The following is a 14,908-nucleotide window of genomic DNA, read 5'->3' on the forward strand; positions in this document are numbered from 1 at the left end:
TGCCAACTATCAAATTTCGGAAAAATCTGACAGTTGGCATCGTATCTTATTTTAAATAATTAAAAACCTAACCGATCATCATCCAGATTTTCATCTGTAGCAGGTCCGGTACCATTAAACGGAGCATATTTACCGCAATCCAGTTCACGGGTCAGTCCTCCTGCTGGCAACGGAAAATCTTCTTTCGTATATTTCAGTTTACTGTCTCCGTAGACTTTTTGCATATAGTAAGCAAATACAGGCATAGCAGCACGCGCACCCTGACCTTCATTGGTACTGTAGAAACTGATACCTCTGTCTTCTGCTCCTGTCCATACCCCGGTCACTAATTGAGGAGTGACTCCGATAAACCAGGCATCTGAGTTATCATTCGTAGTACCTGTTTTACCTCCTATCGGATAGTTAAGTTTATAGAACCATTTGATACGGGTAGCGGTACCGCCGTCTACAACTCCTTTTAACATATCCACCATAATATATGCCGTTTCGCTGTTCAGCGCTTTAACAACTTTAGGAGCCTTTTCATATATCGTTGTCCCACTCTTATCTTCTATACGCATGATCATAGTCGGTTCTACCCATGTACCACTATTTACAAATGCGGAATATGCACCTACCATATCAAATACAGAGGCTTCATAAGCTCCCAGTGCAATAGAAGGATAGGAAGGAACTTTGGAGGTAATTCCCATTTTCTGAGTCAGATTCGCTACAGCACTTGCCCCTACTTCATTGATCAGATATGCCGTAGCATAGTTCTGCGAATAAGCCAGTGCTTTCTTAAGTGTAATGGGATTGCCACCCTGAACTGTTCCTCTTGGCGTCCAGTTGCCATACGTCTGTTGAAAATTCGGAACACTGTAGCATGGTGAATAGCCATTATCCACAGCGACTGCATAGGTAAACGGTTTTGCAGTGGAACCTACCTGACGGGTACCTAACTTAACCTGATCATATTTAAAGTGTTCAAAGTTAATTCCACCTACCCATGCTTTTATGTGACCTGTCTGGGGCTCCATAGACATCATTGCATTCCGGAGAAACAACTTGTTATACTTAATAGAATCCATAGGTGTCATAACTGTATCTACACTTCCTCTCCAGGTAAATACATTCATAGGAACCTTAGTATTGAATGCTTTTTTAATTTCTTCTTCAGAAGCACCCAGATCTTTCATCATACGATAACGATCCGAACGTTTCATACCGGATATCAGCAATTGCGCATTCTTCCCTGAGAAAGGTGTTCTTCCTTTCCATTGACGATCAAAAGCCCCTTGCAACTCTTTCATGGCTCTTTTCTGTGCCTCTTCGGCATATTGCTGCATGGTATAGTTAATCGTCGAATATATTTTCAATCCATCCCTGTCCAGGTCATAAGGTGTACCATCGGATTTGGTAATAGACAGACGGGCGAACTCTTTTTTGATCTCTTCTTTTAGTACAGCTCTGAAATATGGCGCAAGTCCCTCCCCATAATTGGAAATCTTCAACTGCAATCCAAGAGGCTTCGCTGCACTCTCCGTTTCTTCAGCCTTTGTAATAAAACTTTCATTGTACATATTATTCAGCACAACGTTACGACGTCCCAAAGCATTCTCCGGATATCTCACCGGCGAATATACTCCCGGTCCCTTTAGCATACCAACCAGTAATGCAGCCTGCTCAGCCGTCAATTTGTCCGGCGTAGTATTAAAGTAAGTACGTGCAGCTGATTTGATACCAAAAGTATTGTAAGCACCAAAATCCACGGTATTAAAATACATCGTAATGATTTCTTCTTTGGTATAATTACGCTCTAACCGAACTGCTGTAACCCATTCCTGAAACTTCTGGAAAATACGCTTGGAAAAGCTTTTTGCTCTGCCATCTGAAAACAGATTCAGAGCCAGCTGCTGCGTAATTGTACTACCGCCCTGCTTGTTTCCGGTCATCGTATGAAAGATAACCGTCATCGTACGCCAATAATCAATACCGGCATGTTTGTAGAAGCGCTTATCTTCTGTAGCGATCAAAGCCTGCACAAGAAAAGGAGACAACTCACTATACTTTACATTAGACCTGTTCTGAACATAGTATGTCCCCAATACTTTATTGTCCTCGGTCAACACCTCGGAAGCAAGATTACTTTTGGGATTCTCCAAATCCTGAAAAGAAGGCAATTTTCCAAATACACCTAACCTTACACTCAGGATAAACAAAAATCCAAAAGCTACACAAGCAATAATAATTGTCCAAAAATTGCGGGTATACTTCTTAATATCCTCTTCAGTGAGTTTACTGTTTTTTGATACTCTTCTCATACTAATATTTCAATAGCAGATCCTATTGTTCCGAATAAACTTTTTGATAATTTTTAATTTGAATACCATCAGTTAACGTGCCAATCGTCTCTTTTGTCGCTACAAAAGTATTATAAATTTCGAAAGGTATCTTCATAATATCCGGAATCAAAGGTGAAATTCTTGTTTCATAGGCTTTTACTTCCTCATAAGAATTGAACGGACCGACGAAAATCAATTGATTTTCACCATTGATATTTCTCAGAATATGTTCTATACGAGCCTGATTATATCTTGTCCTGTTAAACTGACCTATACCATATCGGCTTGGTGCCAGATTGACTGTTGCATTCTCCACGTTAATCACATAAAAGTAAACGCCTTTATCCGGCAACAATTGTTTGTCACGGTAATCATTTGGTCCCAGATCAATCTTTGCCTGTCCGGGTTTAACATCCAGTCCCTTTAATTCCACATTGGTATTAATCTCTCCGTTAACTCCAACCTTAGATTTTACCTCTCCCGAACTAAGTTCTGTGACGGCCACTTTTTCCTCCGGTTTTGGTTCCTCAGCCTTAGGTTCTTCCACAGGTTTTTTCTCTTCCACCTTTACTACAGGTTCTTCTTTCTTTTCCGGAATCTTCTTCTCCTCTACTTTGGCAACAACCTTTTCTTTAGGTTTTTCTTTCTCCGGCAATTTTTTGGTCGGTAATGCGACACCCGTACGATAATCGCCATCAATAGAAAGTGCAGGCCATTGGGTCATGGAAGGTTCATCCACAAAAGCTATGCGATCGCTTTTTATGTCCTGCAAGGCATTGACACGTGTATAGAACATATCCGGATTCTTATTCACAAACGAAATATTCTCTTTTGCCAAAGGAGTAACCAGACTGTCATTCGGAAAGTCTGTTACAATTTTTGACAAAGACTTCACAAAGTCATCCACACGTCCTACACGACCAACAGCCAGGGACTGTAAATAACGGAGTTGTGCTACAATACTTTGTTTATCTTCTGTATTCTGCAATTCCTGATCCACCTGCTGTATAACAGCTACATGGTCTCCATTCGCATACAGATCAAAGATCCGGGCGTACGCTTTATCAAGCGTTTCCTTATCACGTTTTACTTTATCCAGATAATACGGATCCTGTGCAACATGTGCATGTATGGTATTCGGGAATAAAGTAATGAGTTTATTTTTATAAGCCAAAGATTTCGTTTTGTCTATTCCTTCATACATACGGTATAAGGAGAAGTACACTTCTGCTGCCGCCGGAGTATTCGGATAGCGATCGAGGAAATTTTCATAGGCTTTGATAGCTTCTGTAGGATCTTTTGTATAATCTCTGTAAATATTACCTATTTTGATCAGATCATCATGAACAATCTGATGTATGGAATCGTAAGCTACCTGATTTTTGGGGATAGCCTTTTCATACCTGTTTTTAACATTATTCACCCAGATTTCCCGGTCAAATTCAGGTTCTTTCTTATCTTTCTTACGCTCCGACACTATTGTATCTGCTTCTGCTTTCTGCGTTCTGCTTGCCAGATCTAATGCCGAAGACTGACTATATCTCCAGTTATCTGAAAGCGGACGGCTGCCCCAGCGTCTTTTAAATTCAGAATTACCCAACAGCATGGCATCCTGATTGTTAAAATAGAACTTACCGTCTGAATAGGAATCTTTATTCACCTGATAGTCGTTCAGATTTGTCCTTCTGAATTGACTTTCTCCACCTTTCTTTCCCTTTTTAGCGTCCTTCTTTTGCAGTTCCAGTTCTAACAGTTTGTCATTTAAACTTTTCGATGCATATTCATCCAGCTTTTGTTGCAGATCAGCATCATTCAGAGCTGCCAGTCCGAGAAGCGTATCCTGCCAGGCGACTTCCTCATATACCTGAGTCAGATCTTTCATATAGATGAGTTTTCTTCTTAACTGATCTATATTGGTGTAGTCATTTGGCAGCACTGTAGCCACACTATCGTAATAGTTTTGCGCTATCCGGTATTGTTTTTTGTCAAAAGCCTGATCAGCCATGGTCAGATAGGTCTCCGTTGTCTGATACTGACTTGGGTGAAGCTGGCGTAAGGATAATTTGTAATACGCTAAAGCCTCTTCTTCTTTCCCTTCGGCATAGTACATATTACCGATCTCATAATAAATCTGATCTTTATAATCTTCGTTCTTACCATCTCTCAACATTCGTTTCAATGGTTTCACACGATCTTCAAACTTCATTCCCTTTTCACCCTGTAAGAAAGCAGCCTGTAGATCTGCCTCAAAAGCCATATCATAGGAGACATTGCTTCGTGCGATCTTAGAGAAATACTGATAAGCCTTCTCTTTTTCACCTTTCTGTTTATACAGTTGTGCTAATAGAAATTTCCATCTTAAACGGTCTACCTTACTTTTAGCAGATTCTGAAGCCAGTTCCAGATAAGGGATTGCTTCTATAGATTTGTTAGTTCTGACTAATAAATTAGCTTTGGCCGCATTGACCAGAGACCGGGTAGATTCATTGTCATCCAAAAACATAAAGGCAGAATCCACCGCAGCAACCGCTTGTTCTACTTTCCCTATCTGAAGCAGTGACCTGGATTTCCATGCGTACGCAATCGGTCTGTATTCAGGCTGTTTTGCTGAGTTCTTTTTCAGATATTCAAAATATTCAGTAGCGGTATAATACGATCCCTTCATGTAGTTTGCCCGGCCAACGATCAGATAAGCTTCATTGACATACTTACTTTCTTGTTTTGAATTGATGATTTTGTAGGCCTTCTGAACCAAAGAGTCCATTAACTGATGCGGATCACCCTCTGCTGTAGGTTCATCAAAAACAGTAAGATTAATCTGATAATTTTCCTTTTTGAGCCGTGCGATAGCTTTCTGTTCATCAGCCATCATACGTTTGGCATTATACAGAATGTTATATTTTGAGGTAAAATTCTCAACTTTATTATATTGAGGCTCTTCCACATCTTTTCCATTCCGGTTATTTCTTCTTTGTCCGGACTTACAGGCATATAAGAAAACACTGCACAGCAGCACGGCAAAAACTGGTCGAACGTAGGATTTCAAAATGAAGTTTTTTTTGTTGATTATCATTTAGCTACCTAAAAATATGGTTACTTTAAATTACAGAAAACACACGGATGCTATATTTAGCAAAAATATTAATATTTCCTCACTTTAAGCTCTTTACTTTTTGATAAATCTAAAAATTAAATTTTTAGTAGAAATATTAAGGAAACAAGGGATACAAATCTCGCTTATCCACATCCGGTAAAAGAAGTCATATCCGTTTATTATTCCTGATCTTTTATGAATAATAACTGATTATTCCGTAAGAAGATTACAAGCCTTTTCCCTTAAGGTAGAACATTAAAATTGATTTTGTTAATCTAATAAAAATACTACCTTTATTCTGATAATCATATGCAGAAACAAAAAAAATCAGGCCTTCTTTTTATATTCATTACCGTCGCCATTGACGTTATTGGTCTTGGAATTATTATTCCGGTATTACCTACACTTATCAAAGAACTGACTGGAGGAACATTGAGTGAGGCGTCAGAATATGGTGGCTGGCTCATGTTCAGTTATGCTATTACTCAATTTGTATTTGCCTCCGTACTTGGAAATTTAAGTGACCGTTTCGGGAGACGTCCTGTTCTGCTGTTATCGCTTTTGGGGTTCTGCATCAATTACCTGCTGATGGGATTTGCTACATCTATTTTATGGCTTTTTATCGGTCGTTTTGTAGCTGGGATTACCGGTGCAAGCATGACTGTAGCTGCGGCATATACAGCAGACATCAGCACCCCTGATAAAAAAGCACAGAACTTTGGATTACTGAGTGCTGCATTCGGTATCGGATTTATCATTGGTCCTGTACTAGGCGGATTATTGGGACATTACGGCCCCAGAGTTCCCTTCTTTGCTGCCGGAGCGATTAGTTTTATAAATTTTGTATACGGATACTTTATGGTGCCGGAATCTTTAAAACCCGAAAACAGAAGAGCTTTTCAATGGAAAAATGCCAATCCTGTGGGTGCATTTCGATATATCGCCAAGTATCCGCAGATCAAACCTCTTATCATCTGTATATTTCTGATCAATGTTGCTGCACATGCTGTACAGAGTACCTGGTCATACTATACAATGGAAAGATACGCCTGGAATGAGCGTATGGTAGGTATATCTATGGGTTTTATTGGTGTACTTCTCGCGATCGTACAGGCTGGTTTATTGCGGATTATTATTCCTAAACTCGGTCTTCCCAAAAGTATTGTCATCGGATTGAGTCTGTATGTCATATCCTTTCCGCTTATGGCTTTTTCATATGAACCCTGGATGTTGTTTGCGGCAAGTGTACCTTTCGTATTTGCAGGTATCGCCGGACCCGCAATGCAGAGTTTTATATCCAATCATACGCCCAATAATGAACAGGGACAGATTCAGGGCGGGATTACCAGTATTGTCAGCCTTACAGCTATCTTTGGCCCCCCATTGATGAGCAATATATTTGCATTTTTCACCAACCATAAACATAACGTTTATTTTCCCGGCGCCCCCTTCCTAATGGCTTCTGTACTCTCGTTAATAGCGGTAAGCATTACGGCTCTCTATTTTAACAGAAAAGAAGAGCCGGCAACAGAATCTTAAAACAGAAATCCATTGCCGGCTTAGTATGTGAAGATACAGATCCGTATACCTTATTTTTGAATCAGACATACAGCATAGGCTACTACACCTTCCTGCCTGCCTACAAAACCCATCGTCTCATTGGTCGTCGCTTTGATAGAAATATCTTCTTCATCTATTCCTGCAGCTTCAGCTATCTTTTGCTTCATTTCCGGAATATAAGGTTTGATTTTGGGCGCTTCCAGACACAACATTGCATCTATATTTCCCAGTGTCCACCCCTTTTCCTTAATAAGTGCAATACATTGCTGCAGTAAGACCAGACTGGATATACCTTTCCAACGGTCGTCTGTATTAGGAAAATGATATCCTATATCTTCCAGATTTGCAGCACCTAATATTGCATCACAAATTGCATGTACCAATACATCTGCATCAGAGTGTCCGAATGCTCCCGAATGATGTTCTAATGTGACACCTCCCATAACAAAAGGGTGCCCTTCTTTTAATTGGTGTACATCGAAACCAAAACCAACTTTCATTTTCATATCTTGACGAAAATACAAGAAGCTTTGTGAATTAGGAAACCTATTTAGGAATATTTATTACAAAGAACAACTGCTACGAAAACAGTATCTTAGGTGTAAAATCTCCTATGGTAGTTAAAAAGCTACGAATCAATCTATTTGTCTATAACTTTTAAAAAAAATATTTACTACTTTTGACAGACATATATATGAACACATATACCTTAATAATGAACGTTTCAAATTTTAGTCTGTCAAAACTTTTATTTATCGTGGCCGGAGTAGTTCTGATCTCTTCCTGCAGTTCAAATAAGGGTAAGAAAGACGTCTCTTCCAAGACCGGTGTTGCGTACAACGATCCATATAACGGAGGGCTTCATATCAACCGAAAGGTACAGGAATCTCCCGGCCCGGGATTAGTGGCAATTGAGGGTGGTACATTTGTTATGGGAGGCAGTCTGAATGAAGATCTTGCCTACTCACATGACAATTTAAAAAGGCGTGTTACAGTTGCATCTTTCTACATGGATGAGACTGAAGTATCTAATGCTGACTGGCTTGAATATCTGCACTGGATTGCACAGAGTTTTCCGGAAGACGGTGAAATGTATTACAATGCACTGCCGGACTCATTGGTTTGGAGAAATCCGCTTTCCTATAATGAACCATATGTCAATCTTTATCTGAGACATCCTGCATTTCAGGACTATCCTGTGGTAGGTGTATCCTGGGATCAGGCAAATGACTATTGTACCTGGAGAACAGACCGTGTGAATGAAAATATTTTACGTCAGGGCGGTATACTGGTCGATTATGAGAAAAACTCCCAAAATCAGAATGCAGGCGGAAAATTCAATACGGATATGTACCTCAACGGACAGCTGAAGGGAGAAGGTTACGACGGACAGAATATGCCTGCCGATGCCCGTCCGGGTGCTGCAGCTGGAGCAAAACGTACTGTACGTATGGAAGACGGTATCTTGAAACAACCTTATCGTCTGCCTACAGAAGCAGAATGGGAATATGCAGCATTGGGTCTGATCGGAAATACCGAAGAAGGAAATATCAATACAAGCAAAATATACCCTTGGAACGGACTTGGTGTACGCTCGGATAAACGAAAAAATCAGGGACAGATGCTTGCCAACTTCAAGATCACAGGAGGTAACAACATGGGTGTAGCCGGCAATCTGAATGATGGTGGTGATATTACCGTACCTGTTACAAGCTATGCACCAAACGATTTCGGTCTTTACAATATGGCTGGTAATGTCAATGAGTGGGTAGGTGATGTATACAGACAATTATCTTTCGAAGATTTTGAAGATTTTAATCCTTTCCGCGGAAATGTATTTACGGACAAAAAATACGATGATGCGGAACAACGTATCCTTGCAAAAGATAAATACGGACGTCCTGTAAAAGTACCGGCAAAAGCACCGAGAAAACAAACCTGGGCAGAATTACAGGCTGCTAAAAACAGCGGAGACAGCTCAGCTACCACTGGTATCTCTTCTTATAACAATGACGCACGTGGTTTTGATGATGAAATCGACCCTAAACTTTATGGAAATACAACGCTTGTCAATAATAACTCCCGTGTATACAAAGGCGGATCATGGAATGACAGAGCGTATTGGTTAAATCCGGCTACAAGACGTTTTATGCAACAGGATCAGTCGAATGCGATGACTGGATTCAGATGTGCAATGACAATGGTTGGTAATGTGTTTGGCCCTGCAGCCAATCAACGGGTTAAAGCAGGCAAAGCTCCTAAGCCTGGTAAATCCAGCCGCCCAAAAGCAAGTTCAAGACCATAAAGAATTTATAAAACTATTAAAAAAGGCTTCTATACGTTTGTATAGAAGCCTTTTTTAATTACGATATAGTGCTGATACTCACCTCCACTAAAGAAACAAGCATCAAAACCCTTCCCAAAAACAAAGGATTAAATTGGTACTAACAATTAAATTTATTCCAAGAGGTTAAATAAAATATCTTTTTCATACTTTCGTAGTGCACTTACTAAAAACAACGCCTATTATATCCTATATTAGCACGGTGTAACATTTATGTTAAACTTGAAAATAACCAGTCTTCATAACGAACATACTTTATTAGTCGCTATTAGTAATGGGGACCACAAAAGCTTTGAAACCTTATTTCTGCACTATTATAAGCCTTTTGGCAATTATGTTTATAAACTGTTAGAGGATATTTCTCTGACCGAAGATGTATTACAGGAAGTATTTTTGAGAATATGGACAGATCGTGAAAATCTGCATACTATTACAAGTTTTAAAGATTATCTCTTTATAATCACCCGCAACAGAGTCTACAATCTGCTGAATGAGAAATCCAGAAAAAGTGTACTATTTGAATCTCTGGATGAAACAGCAACCTTTAAACAGATTCCGCAAGAGGAAGAAGAACAGAAGGCTGATCTGGAACTTTACTATACGCTTCTTGAGCAGGAAATTAATAATCTTCCCCTCCAGCAACAGAAAATATTCCGCCTGAGCAAACTGAAAAAAATGAAATATGAGGAGATCGCCAGGATGCTCGATATTTCGGTAGAAACGGTGCGTAAGCATATGTATCTGGCCAATCAGACCTTAAAAACAAAATTAAAAGGTAAAGAAGGAGGAGTCCTCCTCGTCATCCTGTCTGCGGTATATCAAAGATTTTAAAAAAAATATTTTTTTTCATTACCACTTTTTTAAGGTTATATGTCTTTATAGCATATAACCAGTTTTATCTTTTATTATAAACCAATGACAGGCGATCAGATACAGGACTTATTTCGTAAGTATTACGATAAAACAGCGTCAGAAAAAGAACGTCAGCAACTATTCTACTGGATTTCACAACAGAATAACAGAGAGAAAGCTGAAGAACTGTTGTTGTTACATTACAATCAGGAATTTGAAGTTGCTGATAACAGTCTGTCTGAAATCGATCCGCATGCTCTCCTACAATATATACTTGCCACAAAGCCTGTTCCCGAACACACATCCGGAAAAATAAGATGGATCAAACCGTTGTCAATAGCAGCGAGTATACTGATTGTATTAGGGATCTATTTTTTCTATCAAAATCAAACGAAACAACCTCTTATCACAGACACGACTACCTATGATATTCCAGCTGGTGGTAACAAGGCCATACTTACCTTATCCGATGGTAACAAAGTGATATTAGATTCTTTATCTGATGGGGCTGCTATTGAAGAGGGAAATATACGAATAACAAAATCCGATGATGGTCAGGTAACATACAGTGTCCGGTCAGCTGCGACATCCAGAAATACATTTAATACCATTGAAACACCTGTAGGAGGATTTTATCAGATACAGTTGCCTGATGGTACCCGTGTCTGGCTGAATGCACTTTCATCCCTGAAATTCCCAACCTCCTTTACTGCCGGCAGCAGAAAGGTACAACTTAAAGGAGAAGCTTATTTTGAAGTAGCGAAAGATAAATCCAAGCCCTTTATCGTAGATGTGAATGATATGCAAGTCACTGTACTGGGTACGCACTTCAATATCAACTCCTATACACCTCAGTCGGCCATCTACACCACAGTATTAGAAGGTTCTGTGGCAGTAAGTAAGTCAGACCTTAAAAAAACTGTTCTTCCGGGACAACAATTGCAATATAACGGAGATAATATGATGCAACTTGAAAGCAATGTTGATCTGGATCAGATCATGGCCTGGAAAGACGGATATTTCACTAAAAAATCAATTTCATTAAATGCACTGATGGCTGAAGTGGCCAGATGGTACGGTGTCAATGTCGTTTATTCTGAACCGATCCAGGCTGAATTTGTAATGAAATTACCAAAAGATATCAGCTTAAAAGAACTTATAACAGTGCTGGAACTAACCGAGGAAGTAAAATTTGATTTAAACACTAAAACACTAAAAGTTATGAAGACAAAAAAATAAACACACACATAGCTATAAAAAAAACCGGTTTGTCCGCCAACAAACCGGCAAAATAATTAGCTTTTCCATCGAGCGTAAACAAGATTTTAAACCTAATTCATCTAATTTATGATTTTTTTCAATATTGAAAAAAGTAATATTTATTTATTTCAAAATAGTATTAAAACTAAGGCCTTCCTGATTATGAAGTTATCCTTATTGTTATTATTGTCATTTATGACATTGAGTTTTAGTCGGGGCTATTCTCAAAACATCTCTTTGAACCTGAAGAATGTGAGGCTTGAAGATGCGTTTGAACGCATAGAAAAGCAGTCAGAATACACATTTGTCTATGAGAAAAATGCACTCAGGGATGCAAAAAAACTTAATATATTTTTAAACGGAAAGCCTGTGAAGGAAGCCCTTCAGATCCTTCTTAAAAACCAGCCTCTGGATTACAAGATTCATCAGAAATATATTATCATCAGTCAGAAGAAAGACAAAACTCCGGAAGCTGAGGCGATAAAACCAAGTGTAACGATTCAGGCAAGACTATCAGGCGTTATCGTGGATTCACTAGGGCAGGCTATTTCCGGTGTTTCCATTCTTAATAATACAAATCAGAAACGTACATCTACAGATCAAAGCGGAGCATTTAATCTGGAAGGGAAACCAGGAGATGTATTGACGATCACCTACATCGGCTATCACACCCAACGTCATGAAGCGAAATCCGCTTCGGCTATACGAATAGTACTTATGGCTCAGGAACAGGAGATCGAAACGGTCGTTATTACTGCCTTAGGAATTAAGCGTTCCGAAAAGACATTGAGTTACCAGGTTCAGAAAGTCGGTAATGAAGACCTGACCACTGTAAAAAACTCAAACTTTGTCAATTCTCTTGTCGGTAAGGTTGCAGGAGCACAGATCAACAGCAGCTCTGCAGGTCCCGGGGGAGCAGTAAAAGTAGTCATGAGAGGTAACAAATCTATTTCACTCAACAATAATGTGCTGTATGTAATAGACGGAGTTCCCATGAATAATTTTATTTCTAGTGGCGGAGACGGACAAATGACAGCCCAACCGGGAACAGAAAGTATTGCGGATATAAATCCGGACGATATCGAAAACATTTCTGTCATGACCGGCCCCTCTGCCGCTGCATTATATGGATTTGAAGGTGCTAACGGGGTTATACTGATTACGACTAAAAAAGGGTCCGCAGACAAAACCACACTTTCCCTGAGTCACAGTACCACTTTCTCAGATCCGTTGTTATTGCCCAAATTCCAAAATACCTATGGTAATGTAGCCGGATCCGTTATGAGCTGGGGAGAAGAAACACAGATGCGCTATGACCCATCAAATTTTTTCAATACCGGATCAAATGTCAACAATGTAGTAGCACTATCTACCGGTAACGAAAAAAGCCAGAATTACTTTTCCGCAGGTGCAAATAATGCACATGGTATCATGCCTAATAACAAATATAACAGATACAATTTTCTTTACCGGAATACCACCACTTTTCTTGATAATAAGCTGGTATTGGATGCAAGTGTCAACTATATCATCCAAAACAACAGCAATATGGTAGCGCAGGGACAATATTTCAACCCTTTACCGGCACTATATCTGTTTCCAAGAAATGAAGACTTTTCAAATGTTCAGCTATTCGAACGCTTTGACCCCGTAACAGAGGTAAACAAACAATACTGGATCTATGGAGATCAGGGATTATCTATCCAGAATCCTTATTGGACGATGTACCGCATGAACAGAAATGCGGACCGCAAAAGATATATGCTGACCTCTTCCCTGAAGTACAACTTTTCCAACGACCTGAATATCACCGGTCGTGTCAATGTGGATAATATGAATCTGCAAAGTACAGATAACCGGTATGCCAGCACTTTGGGAGCACTTGCAGGTCCTAAAGGCAGACATAATCTGACCACGCGCGAAGAGAGACAGCTATATGCAGATCTGATTGCTACCTATACAAAGAATTTTGATCCTTTTAATATTAATATTAACGCCGGAGCATCCATTAAAGATAAACGAATGAATGCTTATACCATTGAAGGCGATCTGCAGCAGATCATAAACTATTTCAGCATAGAAAATATGAACAGAGCTGTAGGTACATTCAAGACGGATCAGGACGGACTCAAAAGACAGACACAGTCTGTTTTTGCAAATGCAGAGATCGGATATAAAAACTTCCTATTCCTGACACTGACCGGAAGAAACGATTGGGATTCGGCATTAGCCTGGTCACAATCTCCTGAACGTTCGTTTTTCTATCCGTCCGTGGGCCTTTCTACAGTCTTAAGTGAAGCATTCACTCTTCCGAACTGGTTTTCTTATCTTAAAGCCAGAGGTTCTTATACCAAAGTTGGTAATTCATACGACCCATATCTGACTACAGAGCAGTATATCTATGATGCGCAGACCAATACATATGCTCTTGCTAAGATCCGTCCCAATTTCTTCCTGAAACCCGAACTGACGACATCTTACGAATTTGGTCTGGACATGAAGTTTCTAAAAAACAGTCTATCCCTCAGTGCTACATATTACAGTTCTGACACGGAAAACCAGACGCATACTATCCTCGAAAGCGGAACGGAATATACAGGCAGAATCATACAAACAGGAAATGTTCGTAATAGCGGTATTGAGTTATTACTGGGTTATCAGAATACCTGGGACAAATTTGCATGGAGCAGCAATCTGACCTTTTCCTTCAATAAAAATAAGATTGTAAGTCTCTACGGAGCAGATATATTAAGAGATAATCCTACACTGGAGAATTATGTAGACAAAGCGACATTAGGAAGTATCGGTTCGCCTGTAGTGCGTCTGCGTGAAGGCGGATCTATGGGAGATATCTATTCTACATCCGATTTCAAACGGGATAACAACGGTTACATTTACTTAAATCCTTCGACGCTTCTACCGTCCATGGAAACGTTGAATACCAACGATTACAGAAAATTAGGGTCCCTGTTACCGAAGTCCCATATGGGCTGGAAAAACTCCTTTACCTATAAGGATTTACGTTTGAATGTCGTACTCAGCGGTCGCTTCGGTGGATTAGTAGTCTCCAATACACAAGCTATTCTGGACAGATATGGTGTATCGGAATATAGCGCCAACTTACGCCGTCAGGGCAATATTAATATACTTGGACATGAGGTGTCGGCACAAGATTACATGAATGTGGTAGCTGAAGGAACAGGTAAGTCTGATCTGTATGTTTATAAAGCCGACAATGTGAGATTACAGGAATTAAGCATAGAATATACCATCAATAAAAGGTTCCTGGGAAATATAGCAAATGCGACTATCGGAATCGTTGGTAATAATCTGGCATTGCTCTATAATAGAGCTCCGTTTGATCCGGAATCCGTGCCATCAGCATCGAGCACCTATTATACCGGAGTTGATTTCTTTATGCAACCCAGCCTAAGAAATATAGGCTTTAACCTTAAGCTACAATTCTAATTCAAA

General features: G+C 39.7%; 8 protein-coding genes. 5 read left to right on the forward strand and 3 right to left on the reverse strand.

Annotated features, from left to right (window positions below):
* Positions 1-59: 59 nt before the first annotated feature.
* Positions 60-2,303 carry a penicillin-binding protein 1A gene (locus tag I6J02_RS04575; protein WP_201680644.1) on the reverse strand — a complete coding sequence of 748 codons (2,244 nt, stop codon included), beginning with the start codon at positions 2,301-2,303 and terminating at the stop codon, positions 60-62.
* Positions 2,304-2,325: 22 nt separating this feature from the next.
* A complete protein-coding gene (locus I6J02_RS04580) occupies positions 2,326-5,370 on the reverse strand; it encodes a tetratricopeptide repeat protein (protein WP_236582286.1) in 3,045 nt (1,014 codons plus the stop codon).
* A 357-nt stretch (positions 5,371-5,727) separates the two neighbouring features.
* Here I6J02_RS04580 and I6J02_RS04585 point away from each other — a divergent pair, with 357 nt between their 5' ends.
* Complete coding sequence (locus I6J02_RS04585; RefSeq protein WP_201680646.1) at positions 5,728-6,957, forward strand: TCR/Tet family MFS transporter; 1,230 nt, start codon at positions 5,728-5,730, stop codon at positions 6,955-6,957.
* Positions 6,958-7,007: 50 nt separating this feature from the next.
* Here the strand turns inward: I6J02_RS04585 and ispF are convergent, their stop codons facing one another.
* Positions 7,008-7,484 (reverse strand): 2-C-methyl-D-erythritol 2,4-cyclodiphosphate synthase, encoded by a 477-nt coding sequence (ispF, locus tag I6J02_RS04590; RefSeq protein WP_201680647.1) that lies wholly within the window; start codon positions 7,482-7,484, stop codon positions 7,008-7,010.
* A gap of 209 nt (positions 7,485-7,693) precedes the next feature.
* Between ispF and I6J02_RS04595 the strand changes: the two genes are divergently transcribed.
* From I6J02_RS04595 to I6J02_RS04610, 4 genes are all read left to right on the forward strand, one after another.
* Complete coding sequence (locus I6J02_RS04595) at positions 7,694-9,283, forward strand: SUMF1/EgtB/PvdO family nonheme iron enzyme (protein WP_236582287.1); 1,590 nt, start codon at positions 7,694-7,696, stop codon at positions 9,281-9,283.
* Between the two features lie 252 nt (positions 9,284-9,535).
* Positions 9,536-10,153 carry an RNA polymerase sigma factor gene (locus tag I6J02_RS04600; RefSeq protein ID WP_201680649.1) on the forward strand — a complete coding sequence of 206 codons (618 nt, stop codon included), beginning with the start codon at positions 9,536-9,538 and terminating at the stop codon, positions 10,151-10,153.
* Positions 10,154-10,237: 84 nt separating this feature from the next.
* Entirely contained in the window at positions 10,238-11,413 is a 1,176-nt protein-coding gene (locus tag I6J02_RS04605; RefSeq protein WP_201680650.1) for a FecR family protein, read from the forward strand.
* Between the two features lie 183 nt (positions 11,414-11,596).
* Positions 11,597-14,902, forward strand: a complete 3,306-nt coding sequence (locus I6J02_RS04610) for a SusC/RagA family TonB-linked outer membrane protein (RefSeq protein WP_236582288.1) — start codon at positions 11,597-11,599, stop codon at positions 14,900-14,902.
* The last annotated feature ends 6 nt before the right edge of the window (positions 14,903-14,908 follow it).

The sequence above is a fragment of the Sphingobacterium spiritivorum genome (assembly GCF_016725325.1).
Classification (GTDB): domain Bacteria; phylum Bacteroidota; class Bacteroidia; order Sphingobacteriales; family Sphingobacteriaceae; genus Sphingobacterium.